The following is a 17,108-nucleotide window of genomic DNA, read 5'->3' on the forward strand; positions in this document are numbered from 1 at the left end:
ATTTATACTACATAGATGCAGAAAACTTTATGTTAAATTTGTAGAATAAAAGTTCACTTAAATGAGGTATTTTTATTTCCTTTTATTTCTTTGCTCGATCATCAAGGGTCAGAACTATACTTCTATTAATTATAATATGGATCGTGGTCTCCCGCAAAATAGCGTGAAAGACATTTTGAAAGATAAATATGGGTTTATCTGGTTCACAACAGAAAGCGAAATCATAAGATATAATGGTCAAAAATTTGAAAGATTCAACAACATTACCATCAACGATTCTCATCTTGGTGATTTTTATGGTAATATAGAAAAGGACAGTCTTATCGTTTTTGAAGAGGGACAGAAGAAACAGATTTTACTTCAGAACAGGAAATTGAAGGTTTTACAAAATAAAAAAATCAAAAGAACATACAGGGACAAATATGGAAAGACCTGCGCTTTGTTTAACAAAAACGGCATGGAAGCTTTTTATTTCAACGATCAAAATTATTATATTGATTTAAATGATGAGCAATATATTTTTAATAATGGAAAAGAGATTATCCATCTAAGAAAAGGAAAAAAAAGAATTATCCCGATTGTTTACAATACAATGAAGAATATTTTTGTCATCGATGGTGTAATTTTCATTCGTGATGTCAAAAATAAAAAAGGAATTGCTTTTCGACATGGAGAGTCTGTGCAGGTAAACTTTCCCGCTCTTTTATTTTCTTCCGGATCAAAAATAAGCTGGCAACAGACAACGGGACAAATGTTCATCATCAATCAGAACAAGCTGTATAAAGGTGGTTTTGAAAACAGTACTCTAAAATTTGATTTATTATTGGCAAATGATATTGTGAAAATGCCTTATTCCAGTATCTTTTACGACAGAGATTATGGCAAAATATATCTGGGAAGTCTAATAAAAGGACTTACTATACTTTCTCCATCAGGATTTACGAATATAGATGAAAATTATGTTGCTTATTCTTCTTTGCCATTTACGCAGAATGCGATTGTTACACCAGAAGGTTTAGTACTTGACAGAAATGGTATTGTCAAAGATTATCATTTTAATAATTATCAGCAAAAAAAGTTGGTGATGATTTATGACCGAGATAATAATATTTTACACGCCAGAGGTTCTGCAATTTTAAGATTTCACAAAAACACCAATTATAAAACTTCAGACTCTATTAACTTCGGAAATAGAACAGTTACAAAGATGTTTTCTTTAGAAAAAAACAGAATTTCCATTATCCTTGCTAATACTGATAATACTAATTCCTTAAACATCTATGATTCCGATAGATTGGAAAAACCTATTCATTCTTTTAGATTCACCGATGAGATTACCAGTCTTTCCGAGATTGAATCCAATTATTTGATAGGAACCGATGACGGCATTCTCTCTCTTTCCGTTAAAGACAGTAAGATAAAGAGAATTGTCAAAGACATCAATGTTAAACAAATTATTAAAAATGATGACGGAACTTTTTGGATCACGACCAAAAAACAAGGTATTTTCTTATTGGACTCCTCAAGGCTAGTTGCTCTTCCTCCAGACAAGAATGAAGCGCTTCTTTCAGCACATTATATTCTGGAAGATGCTCGAAAAAATTTATGGATTTCTACCAATAATGGGCTCTTCAAAACTTCTAAGGATGAGATTTTTGCTTTTGTTAAAGACAAAAATAAAATCCCTCATTATTACCGATACGACACAAAAAACGGCTTGTTGAATAATGAATTCAACGGAAGTTCATTACCTAATGCTTATCAGTTAGGCAATGCTGATTTCATATTTCCTTCAATGATGGGATTTGTGATGTTTAATCCAGCCGATATCCAGTCCTATTATCCTAAAAAAGGAGAGCTGAGAATAGAAAGGGTGAAAATTGATGAGCAAAATATTCAATACTTCAAAGATGAAATTAAAGTTAAAAGTGATTTTACAAATATCAAAATCCTCCTGGATATCCCCTATTATTCCAACGATCAAAATCTTAGCATCAGCGTCAAGCAAAATGGTGGGTCTTTCAAAAATATGACAGGAGATGGAGAGCTGAATCTTTCTAATCTAAAACCTGGAAAATACAACCTGACATTTCGGATTTTTTTAGGAAATAAAAATGGTTACGAATACAAGACAATTGTTGTAGACGTTGTTCCATTTTTTTATGAAACCAAGATTTTTTACGGTTTTACCGTTTTATTGGTTATCATCATTTTGATTATGATCATTGATGCCAGGACGAAACGATTATCTTGGAGAAACAAAAAACTAAGAAGCAATCTTCAGGAACAGAATATCCGTTTAAAAGAGAAAACGCATAAATTGGCAAATACAGAAAAAAAGCTGGCTTCTGAATCAGAATATCAGAAAAAAGTTATTGAAAGTATTTCGCACGACATTACAACGCCTTTGAAATTTATCTCTTCTCTGTCACAAAAATTGTCGGAATCTAATGGTCCTGAGATTCAGAAACAATATTTTGACAGCATTTGTAAATCTTCGGAAGAGCTTTACAAATTCACCAACAACCTGAAAGAATATGCAGAATTGTTCAAAGATTCAAATTCGAAAAAAGTATATGATATCTATTTGATTGTGGAAGAAAAAACAACCTTTTTTTCAGAGATTGCAAGACAAAAGAATATTAAGATTTTGAACGAAATACAACCGGAACTTTTCATCTCTACCAATAAAAATATCCTGGCCGTGATTCTTCATAATCTGCTTGACAATGCTGTGAAAAATACTGAAAATGGCATAATAGAAATCCGTAGTAATGATTCTGATAACACATTCACAATCTTTATTAAAGACTCCGGAAGAGGAATGTCGGAAGAGCAGATTCTATTCTACAATAATTTATCTCAAACCATTGATATCGACAATCTTGCTTTCAAAAAAATCGGGTTGGGTCTGAGACTGGTCATTCAATTGGTTAAAAAAATCGATGGAGAAATTACTTTTCATAAGAATGAACTGCAAGGAACCAGCGTGGTATTAACTTTAAAAACCGATATCCTATGAGAAAAATATTAATTGCGGATGATCATTATGTCGTTTTAGCCGGAACTTCTTTGATTTTGCAAACCAATATTGCAGATTTGAAAATCGACCAGGCTTCCTGTTTTCGGGAAACCACAGAAAAAGTCACCGCCAATGATTATGATCTTCTTATTTTAGATATTGATATGCCCGACACGCTGTATAAAAATATGATCAGTGAAATCAAAAATATTAAAAAAGATCTGAAAATAATGATTTATACTTCATATACAGATAATCAGATTGCTATCCAGTATATCAATGAGGGTGCAGACGGTTTTCTTAACAAACAGGCCAATGAAAATGAGATTATCAATGCGGTAGAAAGTATGCTGCAAGATGGTTTCTATTATCCAAAACAATTAATAAAATCACTGGTGCTAAAATCTGCTCATCCGATTGAAAAACTGTCTGATAGAGAGTTGGAAATTTTTAATCTTCTAACCAATGGAAATGGCAATATAGAGATTGCTAATTTGCTGAACATAAAATCAACCACAGTAAGCACTTATAAAACAAGGATTTACGAAAAGCTTGAAGTCAGCAGTCTTTGGGAACTTATCGAAATCAAAAAAAGTCTACATTGATCAAAATCCATAAAAAAAACCACCTTGCAAAACTCCTTTTGTTCCTGCATTTAAATCCACAAATCCGCCAAATTTCCTACCATAACGAATATCTATAGGTAATATTAAAACCTAAGATAAAACCACTATCTTTAGTATCGTACAATTTAAAAGTACCATACAAAGCGCCAACACCAAACCGAATAGATTCTAAATGAATTAAGCAGGCTGAACCAACTGTTGCCTCTACCAAAAGAGAATCTGCATAAAACATTGTTTCCCGATCATTTTCGCTTTTACAAGCGATAATACCATTGTCATCTCTTTAGTTTTGAATGAAACTGAATCTTGTGTAGTTCTTGTTGGCCTTTTCTTGTCAAAATCTACAGTTGTGACACCTCGGTTGAGATATTCCCGAATTCTCTGGACTTCACAAGACCACATACTATCCAAATATAACGCAGTACAAATGATAAACAAAAAACAATAAAAGTCTATTAAACCCAACTATTAAGAAAAAATACAAAAACAAAAAAAATCGCCGTAAACATTACATTTACAGCGATTTGATAATTTATTTTAATCGATATTAATCGATAATAATTGCTACTTACTTGACTTCTTCGAAGTCTGCATCCTGCACATCTTCTGCACCGTTTGCCTGACCCTGAGATTGTCCTGCATCTGCACCTTGTGCCTGCTGGCCCTGTGCATACATTTCTTCTGAAGCGGCCATCCATGCTGCATCCAGAGCTTCTGTTTTAGCCTTCACTTCATCACTGTTTTTTGCTTCGAAAGCGGTTTTCAATTCTGCGTGAGCCGATTCGATGGCTGCTTTTTTGTCAGCAGATAATTTATCACCAAACTCTTTCAGTTGCTTTTCAGTTTGAAAGATCAATCCGTCAGCTTTGTTGAACACTTCTACTTCTTCTTTTTTCTTAGCATCGGCAGAAGCATTTTCCTGAGCTTCTTTCTTCATTCTTTCGATTTCTTCGTCAGAAAGACCTGAAGATGCCTGGATTTTGATAGACTGCTCTTTACCTGTTCCTTTATCTTTAGCAGAAACACTTAAGATACCGTTTGCATCAATATCGAATGTTACTTCGATTTGAGGAACTCCTCTTGGTGCAGGTGGAATATCTGTAAGGTCGAATCTACCGATTTCTTTATTATCGTTGAACATTGGTCTTTCTCCCTGTCCTACTCTGATGCTTACAGCCGGCTGGTTGTCAGAAGCTGTAGAGAATACCTCAGATTTTTTAGTTGGGATTGTAGTGTTCGCTTCAATTAATTTGGTGAAAACAGAACCCATTGTTTCGATACCTAAAGAAAGTGGCGTAACGTCTAATAAAAGAACGTCTTTTACATCACCTGTCAATACCCCCCCCTGAATTGCTGCACCAATCGCTACAACTTCATCCGGATTAACTCCTTTAGACGGTTTTTTACCGAAGAATTTCTCAACTTCTTCCTGGATGATCGGGATTCTTGTAGAACCTCCTACCAAGATTACTTCGTCGATATCCGAAGTAGATAAACCTGCATCTTTCAATGCTTTAGCAACCGGCTCCATAGATCTTCTTACCAAATCCGCAGATAACTGCTCGAATTTAGCTTTCGTTAAAGTCTTCACTAAGTGTTTAGGACCTGTAGCCGTAGCTGTGATATATGGAAGGTTGATTTCAGTCTGCGGAGAAGAAGACAATTCGATTTTTGCTTTTTCAGCCGCTTCTTTCAATCTCTGTAATGCGATTGCATCAGACTTTAAGTCAACTCCTTCTTCAGCTTTGAATTCATCTGCCATCCAGTTGATGATTACATCATCAAAATCATCACCTCCTAAATGCGTATCTCCGTTTGTAGACAATACTTCGAATACACCATCTCCTAAATCAAGGATAGAGATATCGAAAGTACCACCTCCTAAATCGTATACCGCGATTTTCTGGTCTTTGTGGTTTTTATCTAAACCGTAAGCTAACGCTGCAGCAGTAGGCTCATTGATGATTCTTTCTACTTTAAGACCTGCGATTTCACCAGCTTCTTTTGTAGCCTGTCTCTGCGCATCGTTGAAGTATGCAGGAACAGTAATTACCGCTCTTGTTACTTCCTGACCAAGATAATCTTCAGCCGTTTTCTTCATTTTCTGAAGCGTCATTGCAGAGATTTCCTGTGGTGTATATTCTCTGTCGTCGATTTTTACTTTTACAGTATCATTCGGTCCGGATACTACTTTATAAGGTACTCTCGTGATTTCAGAAGCATCATCTTTGAAGTGCGTTCCGATAAATCTCTTGATTGAATAAACGGTTTTAGTCGGGTTGGTTACAGCCTGTCTTTTTGCAGGATCTCCTACTTTTCTTTCACCATCTTCTGTAAACGCTACAATAGACGGCGTTGTTCTTTTACCTTCTGCGTTAGGGATAACAACAGGATCTTTACCTTCCATTACGGCAACGCAAGAGTTTGTTGTTCCTAAGTCGATTCCAATTATTTTACTCATTTTATATGTTATTTTTTTGTTGTTAAATTGTATAGTCTGCAATTCTCAACATTTATACCATGACTACAATTGTGACAAATTGTCATTAAATAAAAAACTCCGCTATTGCGGAGTTTCAGAAAGTATAATCAGTAGTTAGTTTTTGATAAACTTCATTGATTTGATGAAGTTACCGTTATCATAAGTTCTTACAAAATAAGTTCCGGTTGTAAGATTCTTCACATCGATTTTATCTGTCTCGTTTTTGATGGTTGCTCTTTTTACAAGTCTTCCGTCATTCCCAAAAATCTCAACCTCTGTTATTTTCACCAATGGCGACGCAATGGAAATGTAATTGACAGCAGGATTAGGGAAAAGATTAATTGAGTTTGATTTTTCAACATCATCTACAGCCAGGAAAGCACAAGCGTTAGAGTTTAGCAAACTCGCTCTTGGACCTGCCATCGTGTTCTGAGTAATTGTTTTCTGATCATTTGTAAACATTGCCATCTTATTGTCATTGACATAATCCATATAATTCATGAACATCGAACCATTAGCGGTTGTGGTACAGGCATATAAATTTGTAGGGAAAGTCGGCGCATTATAGTAAGGTTCTTTGGTAGCCGGTGTATCCGCGCAGCCATCATCTCCTGCTGCTGTCCCACAGGAATTTTCCTCATCTCCCCAGATATGGTTTAAACCAAAATAATGTCCGATCTCGTGCGTTGCAGTCCTTCCTTTATTATAAGGGGAAACAACAGTTCCTGTAGTGCCAAAATACTTATAACCGATAGCCAGCCCATCGTCTGTACCTCCCGCATTATCGGGAAGATAAGCCCAGCCCAGATAATCGGCACTGATATTTCCGACCCAAATATTAAGATATTTTGTAGTGTCCCACGATGTTAAACCGGAAGATTTGTAATAATTATTATCAAAATTGAAACCGGCAGAGACCGATTTTCTTTCGATTCCGCTTGTCGCAGAACCATCCGGCTTTTTTGTCGCCAGACAGAATGCCAGCTCCAGATCAGCTGCCACACCTTTAAATACACTTGGGACGGCTGTATTAAAATCTGCATTAAGCTTTCTGAAATCATCATTCAATACTTTGATTTGGGAAGCGATTTGAGCATCAGAAATATTCATCGCAGTACTTGAGTACAAAACATGAACAACCACGGGGATCGTCACAACGCCTGCTTTTCTGTTGACCTGAGATTTATTATTTACCAAAAAATCTTTCAAAGCGTCTCTGTTCGCTGCCGCCTCAGGATTGGCAGCAAAGAATTCTGCCATCTTTTTATCTGTTCCGCAGGTTCTTTGTCCATATATATTAAGACACACTGCGCTTACCAATGTTAATAGAATTTTCTTCATAACGTTAAATTATTAATAAATAGGGACGCAAATCTATAAAATATTATTAAACAAAAAACTTTTTGATCTAAAATTATTTAACTCGGCTCAATATTTTTTGTAACGGTTTAAATTAAAAATTAATTGACATTCCTGAAACATCTTTGGTTTCCGGAAGTTTGTAGTTTCCCGGCAGATTTTTTTACAATGAATTTCACTACTTTTGAGACAATCAAAATCACACCGATGCCTCAACAATTCAACCCGCGTGACATTACATGGCTGGGCTTCAATGCCAGAGTTCTGCAGGAAGCAATGGATAAAAGCGTTCCTATACATCTGAGGATTCGTTTTCTTGGCATTTTCTCCAATAACCTGGATGAGTTCTTCCGGGTAAGAGTAGCCGGACTGAAGCGTGCCATGGATTTCAAACAAAAGCTTCTGGCAGAATCTTTTTATGACGCACCGTCAAAAATTCTCCAGAAAATAAATAAACTCGTCATCCATCAGCAGGAAGATTTTGACAGAACCTGGAAAGATGTCCAACGCGAGATGGCAAAAGAAAAAGTATTTATCAAAGATTATGGACATCTCACCGATGAGCAAAAGAAATTTGTAGTAAGCTATTTTGATGAGGAGGTGGAATCTAACGTGATCCCGATTTTGCTTCACGACAACAAACCAATGCCATATCTTCGGGAAAAAAGCCTTTTCATAGGGGTTGCGATGCGAAGGAAGGAATGGCAGTATGAAAGCCAGTATGCCATTATTGAAGTTCCGGTAACAGCTAACGGAAGGTTTGTATTATTGCCAACCGGGGACAAGGAACAAAAGGATGTCATGCTTCTGGAGGATGTCATTATTTATAATCTGCCACACATTTTCTCTTATTTTGGTTATGACGAGTTCACGGCGCATTGCTTCAAAGTGACAAAAGATGCAGAGTTTGATCTCGACAATGATATCAAGACAACACTTGCAGACAAAATCGAGAAAGGAGTCAAAAGCAGGAGAAAAGGCAAGCCGACACGTTTTGTCTTCGATAAAGAAATGGACAAGGCCCTTTTGGAATTCCTCATCAAGAAATTAAATTTAAGTAAAAAGGACAGCATCATTCCGGGACAGAAGATCCATAACTTCAGGCATTTTATGGATTTCCCCGATGTGTTCAAAGCCTATCAGAAACCGGTGGAACGAACATCGTTCATCCATCCGGAATTTGCCAACAAGCAAAGAGTAACAGATGTAATCATCAAAAAAGATGTCCTGCTGACCTTTCCTTACCACTCTTATGACTCCGTGATTGATCTTCTGAGAGAGTCTGCAATGGATCCTGATGTAAAATCGATCCAGATCACAGCTTACAGACTCGCTTCCAGCTCAAAAATAGTTAACGCCCTGATCAATGCCGTTCGAAACGGGAAGGAAGTAACAGTAATGCTAGAGCTGCGCGCCAGATTTGACGAAGAAAACAACCTGGGATGGAAGGAAAAGCTGGAACTGGAAGGGGTCAAAGTTCTGCTTGGCATCCCAAACAGGAAAGTGCACGCCAAGCTCTGTGTTATTAAAAAAAGGGTCAATAACAGGACGATCCAGTTCGGTTTTGTGAGTACCGGGAATTTTAATGAAAAGACTGCCAAAATCTATGGCGATCATCTGCTGATGACATCCAACAGGGCAATAATGGCAGACATCAACAAAGTCTTCAACGTTCTGAACAAACCGAAAGCCGATCCCACGCCCGCTCTCAAAACCTGCAAAAGCCTCCTGGTCTGTCCGCAGTTTATGAGAGAAAAAATCATCGCACATATAGATAAAGAAATCGAAGAAGCCAAAGCCGGAAGACGGGCAGAAATGATCATCAAAGTCAACTCCCTGAGTGATAAAGCCCTTATAATAAAACTATATGAAGCTGCGGAAGCCGGCGTGGAAACAAAGATGATTGTCCGCGGCATCTATTGTGCCGTGAATCAGAAAAACTTCAAAAAGAAAATAAAAGCCATCAGTATTGTGGATGAATATCTGGAGCATGCCAGAGTGATGTACTTCTACAACAAAGGGGCGGAAAACATGTACATCTCCTCCGCAGACTGGATGACCAGAAACCTGGATTACAGAATAGAAGCTGCCGTTCCCATTCTTCAGAAGAACCTTAAAAAAGAAATGAAGGAGCTCCTGGAAATCCAGCTGATGGATAATGTGAAAGCCCGGATTCTTGACAAAAACATGAGAAATGAGTATGTGGAATCCGACAAAAAAAACCAGATGAGATCCCAGATCGAAACTTATAATTACCTCAGAAACCAGAAATATTAAGTAATTTACTTTAAATTTATGCTTTAATTCATCTCAAGAACATGATCATCGCCGCTATAGATATCGGTAGTAATGCCGCAAGACTCCTCATCAACGAGGTGAAGGAAACCAGAGGAAAAGCAGAATTCACCAAGCTTAATCTCCTGAGAATACCACTCAGATTGGGTTTCGATGTTTTCAGGAATGGCGAAATCGGCACAGAAAGAAAACAAATGGTGATCAGTACCATGAAGATCTTCAGCCAGCTGATGACGATGTACAAAGTGGAACATTACCGCGCCTGCGCCACCAGCGCTATGCGTGATGCTAAAAACGGGCAGGAAATCATCAATATCGTAAAGGAACAGGCGGACATCAATATCGAAATCATCACAGGAGACGAAGAAGCTACCCTGATCTACGAAAACCATGTTGCCGAAGGGCTGGACAAAGACTTTGCTTATTTGTATGTAGATGTCGGCGGCGGTTCTACAGAGCTGACTTTCTACGAGAACAGCAAGATGAAGTATGAGCACTCATTCAATATCGGGACTATCCGGCTGCTGAACGGTCTTGTATCCCCCGCCATCTGGGAGGAGATGAAATGTGAGATCCAGGATAAGATCAAAAGCAAAAAGCCAGTGCTGGCCATTGGTTCCGGCGGCAATATCAACAAGATCTTTTCTCTCAGCAAAACCAAAGACGGCAAACCAATGCCCGTTTCTGTTATTAAAAAATACCTGAAGGAGATGCAGAACCTTTCCGTTGAAGAAAGAATGCACCTCTACCAGTTCCGGGAAGACCGTGCGGATGTTATCGTTCCGGCGCTTCAGATCTTCAACAATGTGATGACCTGGGCAGAGATCAAACATATCTATGTCCCGAAGATCTCTGTAGCAGACGGATTGGTGAAAAGCATCTATTACAATCTCAAAAAGAAAAAATCAACATCCCACAGTCAATCACAGTAGAGGAGAGATATATAAAAGTAGACTACTATTACCTGCTATGCCCGGAAGTTCTCAAATTAACCTACATCAATGCGAGCCAAATCCCGATGCTTTAAATTTGTACTATAAAAAATGAGACTATTATGGAATTAGGAATAGGAATGTTCGGAGATGTTTCTCTGGACACCAAAACCGGAAAATATAGAGATACCAGTGTAAAACTGAATGAGATTCTTGAGCAGGTAAAACTGATGGATCAAGTTGGTTTGGATGTTTTCGCAATGGGTGAGCATCACCGCGCCGATTATGCCGTGTCTTCTCCGGAAATCCTTTTGGCAGCTGCGGCAAGTATTACCAATAATATCAAGCTGGCGAGCGGTGTAACTGTTCTAAGTTCATCTGAACCTGTGAAAGTTTATGAGGATTTCTCGATGATCGACCTGATATCAAAAGGCAGAGCCGAGATCTTCGTTGGAAGAGGAAGCTTCATAGAATCTTTCCCTCTGTATGGCTATGATCTGTCCGACTATAATCAGCTTTTTGAAGAAAAACTGGATCTTTTGCTGAAAATCAATAACGAAGAAAATGTAAGCTGGAGCGGAATTCTTCGAAGACCAATGGAAAACCAAACGGTTTATCCGAGAGCTTTCAATAATGGTGTACTGCCAATCTGGATTGCAGTGGGGGGAACTCCGGAGTCTGTCCTGAGAGCAGCGAAGCTGGGACTGCCACTGATCGTCGCCATCATCGGGGGCATGCCGAGACAGTTCAAAAACCTTATCGAATTTTATAAGCAGGAATATCTGAGAGCCGGGCATGACGAAAGCAAGATGCAGATTGCCATCCACTCTCACACCTTTGTGAGTGATGATCAGAAAGATATTGACCAATATTTTTTCAACTACAAATCCCAGATGGACAGGATCGGCAGAAGCCGCGGATGGGCTCCTTACACGAAAGAGCAGTACGAGGGCGGACGCAGCAAAGACGGCGCATTGTTCATCGGATCGGCTGATGAAGTGGCGGATAAGATCAATGAGATGAAGGAGCTTTTCGGCCTGACGAGGTTCATCGGGCATATGGATGTCGGCGACCCGGCACATGATGTGATGATGAATTCCATCCAGCTATTCGGAGACAAAATTGCGCCGCAAGTAAGATAAAAACAGACCTCCTGAAATTGATTTTTCAGGAGTTTTTTTTGTGTCTGACTATTTAAAAAAATGACCTCCCGTAAGTCGCATGGACAGGACGTTTGCAGAGGCAATCAAAAACGTCTTGATGTTTTCCTTAAAACGTCTTGATGTTTTGATAAAAAGGTCTTGATGTTTTTAACCAAACGTCCTGACCTTTTTTGATATTGATAAAGACAAAAAATCAGCATCCCGGCAGGCTTATGGATAGAGGCGAACTGATTCCGAAAGCGTATTTTAAACTTTCAATAAAAGCACCTCTTCTATTGATCCCAGAGAATGCAAACACCATAAAAGAGATGCTTAATCCGCAAATCAAGTCAGTTAACAAAACCAGTAGTAAAAGCCTGGAAGAATCGCCAGGATGAGAAACAATTGTCAATGCAACAATGAACAGAAAAAGTGACAATGAAAATAGAATAAGGTTTTTCATTTATTTAGGTTTTAATGGTTAAGTTATACCAACTAAACTATTTTAACTCAAATTTATTCTCCTGATAAACAAAAGCTTCCGAACTCTCAGGAATATAATGAATTTTAAAATCCCTGATTCGTCTTGAGATCAGATACGGATCCAGGACAAAGGCTATCATTTTGTCTTCATTTTTATTCTCTTTCATCCAGAAAACAACCTGATCTTTATTCTTCACGCTCACGATTTTCTCTTTGTAAAAGTTGTGAATCAGCATTTCATTGCTGTTATACTGATGATAATCCAAAGAAATCCTCACAGCAAAAAACGCCAGAAGACACACCCCGAATCTCAGAATGTTCTTCGGATTGAACCTATCTCTGATTAAAGATTTAAGGCAATAAACCATTAAGAGAAGGATGCTTGATTCTAAAATACTGAGGGGGATATTTCTTGCCATCATTGTTTCGAACCCGGAAAACCAGTGAACCAGTTTTAAAACACATTCAACAACAACATCAAAAGCTTTATAGATAAACGGAATATTATTGAATCCAAGAGCAATCAAAATCACAATCAACAAAGAAGAAACAATAATAACTTCGGACAACGGAATAATAAAAAGATTAGCAAGAACCGACATCAATGAGAATTGATGAAAATAATAAATCACCAGAGGTAAAGTGGCAATCTGCGCAGCAAAAGTCATTGCCGTGATGTCATAGAAGAACTTTTCTGCTTTCAATTTTGGTTTTCTGAACAGTTTCTTGATCGGAACTGTGAGCCACCAAATCCCCAAAACCGCAACATAGCTCAACTGAAAACCAACATCGAAGAACTGATTAGAATCGATGATCAACAGAATAAAAGCAGACAACGCAAAAGAATGTAATAAATCTGATTTCCGTTGCAGCAAAACCATCATATAATAACACGTAATCATGAGACAGCTTCGCATCACAGAGTTTCCGTAATCAATAAAAACAGCGAAAATCCAAATCAAAAGAATACTCAGAATGATGGACAATCTTCTAAACCTTACCGGAATAACCTGGTTGCAAATCAGGAGCGTAATCCAAAAAATAATAACCATATGCGACCCGGAGATTGCCAGAAGATGTGTTAATCCGGTCTGGTTAAAATCTTTGACGGTTTCCGCATCCATGTCGGTTCGGTCTGCGAGAATAATACCTTTCAAAAATTCCTGAATCTTTGGAGAAAATGAAGAATGATTGATTTTATTCAGAACATCCAATCGTTTTTGTTTGACCTGATCTTCAAAAGTAATGGATCTTTTCTCCGTTTTGATAATATCATTCGGAAGATAGGCCTGGAAATAAACGTCCTGCCTGGAAAGATATTTTTTGTAATCAAACTGAAAATCATTTTTAATTGCTTCAGGTTTATGAATGTAAACCTCCGCTTTGTAATAATGTTTAAAATCCAATGCGTCAATATCTTTCGGAATGCTAATGACTGTTCTGAAAGGAACAGCTTTTTTTTGTTTTAAATCCGAAACATCATGAACTTCAACATAATACTTTCTATTCTTTTCATTAGAATTGAGTTTCTTATCCAATTGAAAAATGAGTGTTTCTTTTTTCTTGAGAATTGGAAGTTCTGGTGGTTGAGAATTTTGAAAATGAACGAATATTCCAATTGAAAAGAAGAAAAACCCCAACAAATAATCTTTGGTGATCTGAAAAAAGTTTCTTCTAATTAAAACTGAAATGAGAGAAATCCCGGAAAAAGCAAGAAACAGAAAGACAAAAGATGGCATCAAACTCAGATATTCCTGGAAAATAATTCCTAGAATAAAGCAAACAAGCAATATAAGCAACGGCTGTTTTTTCATGATATAACTTTACTCTCGCAGATTTTGTAAATTGAGCAGATAATAATTAATCGTCTTTATCTGCAAAACTGCGGGAAATTAAAAATCAGTCTTTTATTTGATTAACTATTCTTTTTATGGACTGTAAAATATTATCCGAATTAAGATTAACCAGAATACCTAATCTTTTATCTGCCAATTTGAGATAAGTTGATAATTACTTGAAATGAATATTCTCTAAATCTTTAACAGATTTGACTTCAACAATCACTTTATTTTCAACCAAAATATCAATCCTAAATTCACAATTAAAAGTGATTTCATTATAAATTAGAGGTATAGAAACTTCCGACCTGACATCTAATCCCAAGTCCTCTAGTTCGTAAATTAAAATTTTGTGATAAATAGATTCCGGTAAACCTGGTCCTAATCCATTATATACATTGAAGATTGCCTTTCTTATAATGTAAGATATTTCGTTTTCGGTCATTTTTGATACTCATTTGCATTTTTTTATTGAATTATAAATTTAATTTTTTTTCATTAAACTGCAATACATTAATTAAAATAAACACAAACATCTGCCATATCAGCAAAATCTGCGAGAATTAAAGACATTGTTAATCTTTGAGAATATCATCAATAATTTTCAAATGATGATTGGTGTGAAGACCTAGAAATCTGAGTGTTGTGTTTTTATCAAGATCACCTAGAAACGGATGCGTGATGTAGGATTTTAAAGGCAAATTTTTCACAGCTTCTAATCTTTCTTTCGCCAAATTCAGAAGTTTTTCAAGGCTTTCTTTGGTCGGAATTTCTAATGGAATAAACTGCTTTGGAGACTTAATTTTCCCTCTCGGAATCAGTCCGAAATTGAGAAATATAAATTTCTTTATGCTGAATTTCGGATTGTAATTGTCCGGATTGGTCATTGTCAATCCTTTCAGACTTCCGTTCAGTATTAATAAAGAATGTTCGAGATGCCAACCAACAGAAGCTTTGGAAACCTGTGAATTTTCTTTATCTATCTGTGGTAAGAGCGACTCGATTTTTTGCAATTGACTTTTAATATTTTCCATTACTATAAGTTGACAATTATTTCAGCTGCGTTCTGACTCGCACCGCTTCCGCCTAATTTTGTTCTCAGAACTTCATAATCAGTAAGAACCTGAGTTCTTTTTTCTGTGTTTAGAATTTTGTTGAGTTCCTGAATGAGGTTTTTAGTATTCAGTTCGTTTTGAATCAATTCTGTTACAACTTCTTTATCCATTATCAGGTTGACCAGAGAAATATATTTGATATTCCTGATTAATCGTTTCCCGATTTCGTAGGAGATCCGGCTTCCTTTGTAGCAAACCACTTCCGGAATATTGAGCAAAGCCGTTTCCAGAGTCGCTGTTCCGGAAGTGACCAAAGCCGCTTTGGAACATCTCAGCAAATCATACGTTCTGTTGGAAACAAAATGAACATCGGCGTCTACAAATTGTTCGTAGAAATTCTTATCCAAACTCGGCGCGCCGGCAATCACGAATTGATAATCTTTGAAATCCTTTCTGACAGATAACATCAGCTCCAGCATTTTGGAAATTTCCTGTTTTCTGGAACCTGGCAGGAGCGCAATGATTTCTTTATTGTTCAGATTGTTTTCCTTTTTGAATTCCTGAATATCGATCAGCGGTAAACCTTCGATAGCATCTAATAACGGATGTCCAACAAAATGTGCATCAACCTGATGTTTTCTGTAAAAATCTTTCTCAAAAGGAAGAATCACCAACATCTCATCTACATATTTTTTTATCGTTTCCACACGACCTTCTTTCCATGCCCAAAGCTGTGGTGAAATGTAATAAACCACCTTGATTCCCAATTCTTTCGCAAACTTTGCAATCCTCAAATTGAATCCCGGATAATCTACCAAAATCAGAACATCGGGTTTATTTTCCTGGATGTCTTTTTTACAGAATTTGATATTATTGAGAATGGTTCCAAGATTCTGAACCACTTCCAGGAAACCCATAAAAGCCAGATCGCGGTAATGTTTCACCAAAGTCCCGCTTTGTTTCTCCATGAGATCTCCGCCCCAAAAACGAAATTCGGCATTTTCATCTTTTTGTTTCAAGGCTTTCATAAGGTTGGAAGCGTGCAGATCGCCGGACGCTTCGCCTGCTACAATATAATATTTCAAGGTGCGGATTTTAGATTATAAGAGTTGAATTGATAGATTTTTAAAATTAAGTTTTTTCTGTGAAATTCTTAACTTTGACAAAATTAAATCTTTTTAAGCGATTGGGATCGGGAAAGTTCTATTCCTGATAAATTTGTTTTGCAAACGAATACCATAGCCCCGATAGAAACAGCATCCTTTTTTGTTTTCCTGATGTAATTCTTATTGATAAGAAAAACATCGAAAACAAAAAAGATATAGTGGATAGCGGGATTAAGCTCCAAAAAAATGATACTGAAATGGAAGAAATTAAAAATAAAGTTGCTGAAAGTGGATTGGTGAATTTTGATATTTCTGACCTTGTTCCCAAGGGAAAAAGGTTGGGAATCGACATCAAGGATTTTCTCTGGGAAGGACAAATTTTGAGGGAAAAAGACTTCCGTGAAAAGATTAAAAACCTGGATCCTGAGCTTTATAAAGATGCTTACGTTTACATCTATTGCTCTGAGGATGTGATTATTCCGCTTTGGGCTTACTTTCTGATTACGTCCAAAATCACAGATGAAACTAAAAAGATAGTTTTCGGAAATCGTGAAGATCTGGAGGTTTTGCTGATGCATAATTCGATTCAGACTTATGATTTTTCCGAGTTGCGGGACAAGCGTGTTTTGGTGAAAGGTTGCAGTGATGAACTGATTCCGAACAATGCCTATGTGGAATTGGTTGAACAACTAAAGCCAATTGTGAAGTCTCTGATGTTTGGCGAAGCCTGCAGCAATGTCCCGATTTTTAAAAACTGATTTTTTTCAT

General features: G+C 37.1%; 14 protein-coding genes. 6 read left to right on the forward strand and 8 right to left on the reverse strand.

Going from position 1 to position 17,108, the window contains the following annotated elements:
* The first annotated feature begins 61 nt into the window (after positions 1–61).
* On the forward strand, positions 62–3,022 hold the full coding sequence (locus BUA97_RS05620) for a sensor histidine kinase (RefSeq protein ID WP_072996833.1): 2,961 nt from the start codon (positions 62–64) through the stop codon (positions 3,020–3,022).
* Positions 3,019–3,627, forward strand: coding sequence for a response regulator transcription factor (locus BUA97_RS05625; protein WP_072996834.1), 609 nt, complete (start codon positions 3,019–3,021; stop codon positions 3,625–3,627). Before BUA97_RS05620 ends, BUA97_RS05625 begins: the two co-directional genes overlap by 4 nt.
* A 225-nt stretch (positions 3,628–3,852) precedes the next feature.
* Here the strand turns inward: BUA97_RS05625 and BUA97_RS05630 are convergent, their stop codons facing one another.
* The 3 genes from BUA97_RS05630 to BUA97_RS05640 all read right to left on the reverse strand — a co-directional run bounded on the left by BUA97_RS05630 (position 3,853) and on the right by BUA97_RS05640 (position 7,471).
* A complete protein-coding gene (locus BUA97_RS05630; RefSeq protein ID WP_072996835.1) occupies positions 3,853–4,050 on the reverse strand; it encodes a hypothetical protein in 198 nt (65 codons plus the stop codon).
* Positions 4,051–4,216: 166 nt separating this feature from the next.
* Positions 4,217–6,121 carry a molecular chaperone DnaK gene (gene dnaK, locus BUA97_RS05635; RefSeq protein ID WP_262494345.1) on the reverse strand — a complete coding sequence of 635 codons (1,905 nt, stop codon included), beginning with the start codon at positions 6,119–6,121 and terminating at the stop codon, positions 4,217–4,219.
* A gap of 123 nt (positions 6,122–6,244) precedes the next feature.
* Positions 6,245–7,471, reverse strand: coding sequence for a zinc-dependent metalloprotease (locus BUA97_RS05640; RefSeq protein WP_072996837.1), 1,227 nt, complete (start codon positions 7,469–7,471; stop codon positions 6,245–6,247).
* A 225-nt stretch (positions 7,472–7,696) separates the two neighbouring features.
* Between BUA97_RS05640 and ppk1 the strand changes: the two genes are divergently transcribed.
* From ppk1 to BUA97_RS05655, 3 genes are all read left to right on the forward strand, one after another.
* The gene (gene ppk1 / locus BUA97_RS05645; protein ID WP_072997219.1) at positions 7,697–9,766 is read left to right on the forward strand and encodes a polyphosphate kinase 1; all 2,070 of its coding nucleotides are present in this window, start codon (positions 7,697–7,699) and stop codon (positions 9,764–9,766) included.
* 41 nt (positions 9,767–9,807) lie between these two features.
* Positions 9,808–10,716, forward strand: a complete 909-nt coding sequence (locus tag BUA97_RS05650; RefSeq protein ID WP_072996838.1) for a Ppx/GppA phosphatase family protein — start codon at positions 9,808–9,810, stop codon at positions 10,714–10,716.
* A 122-nt stretch (positions 10,717–10,838) separates the two neighbouring features.
* The gene (locus tag BUA97_RS05655) at positions 10,839–11,858 is read left to right on the forward strand and encodes an LLM class flavin-dependent oxidoreductase (RefSeq protein ID WP_072996839.1); all 1,020 of its coding nucleotides are present in this window, start codon (positions 10,839–10,841) and stop codon (positions 11,856–11,858) included.
* Between the two features lie 214 nt (positions 11,859–12,072).
* On the opposite strand, the gene BUA97_RS16980 is transcribed toward BUA97_RS05655, so the two are convergent.
* The 5 genes from BUA97_RS16980 to lpxB form a co-directional block, all read right to left on the reverse strand.
* A complete protein-coding gene (locus BUA97_RS16980; protein WP_139258241.1) occupies positions 12,073–12,321 on the reverse strand; it encodes a hypothetical protein in 249 nt (82 codons plus the stop codon).
* A 37-nt stretch (positions 12,322–12,358) separates the two neighbouring features.
* On the reverse strand, positions 12,359–14,155 hold the full coding sequence (locus BUA97_RS05665) for a ComEC/Rec2 family competence protein (protein ID WP_072996841.1): 1,797 nt from the start codon (positions 14,153–14,155) through the stop codon (positions 12,359–12,361).
* A gap of 196 nt (positions 14,156–14,351) precedes the next feature.
* Complete coding sequence (locus BUA97_RS05670; protein ID WP_317041417.1) at positions 14,352–14,624, reverse strand: GxxExxY protein; 273 nt, start codon at positions 14,622–14,624, stop codon at positions 14,352–14,354.
* 130 nt (positions 14,625–14,754) lie between these two features.
* Positions 14,755–15,213 (reverse strand): DUF1569 domain-containing protein, encoded by a 459-nt coding sequence (locus BUA97_RS05675; RefSeq protein WP_072996842.1) that lies wholly within the window; start codon positions 15,211–15,213, stop codon positions 14,755–14,757.
* Positions 15,214–15,215: 2 nt separating this feature from the next.
* Positions 15,216–16,319 (reverse strand): lipid-A-disaccharide synthase, encoded by a 1,104-nt coding sequence (gene lpxB / locus BUA97_RS05680; protein ID WP_072996843.1) that lies wholly within the window; start codon positions 16,317–16,319, stop codon positions 15,216–15,218.
* Positions 16,320–16,597: 278 nt separating this feature from the next.
* On the opposite strand from lpxB, the gene BUA97_RS05685 reads away from it, so the two are divergent.
* Positions 16,598–17,098: a DUF2480 family protein gene (locus BUA97_RS05685; RefSeq protein ID WP_072997220.1), complete on the forward strand. Its 501-nt coding sequence runs from the start codon at positions 16,598–16,600 to the stop codon at positions 17,096–17,098.
* Positions 17,099–17,108 lie beyond the last annotated feature (10 nt).

Origin of the sequence: Epilithonimonas mollis (assembly GCF_900142325.1) — a bacterium.
GTDB classification, from domain to species: Bacteria; Bacteroidota; Bacteroidia; order Flavobacteriales; family Weeksellaceae; genus Epilithonimonas; species Epilithonimonas mollis.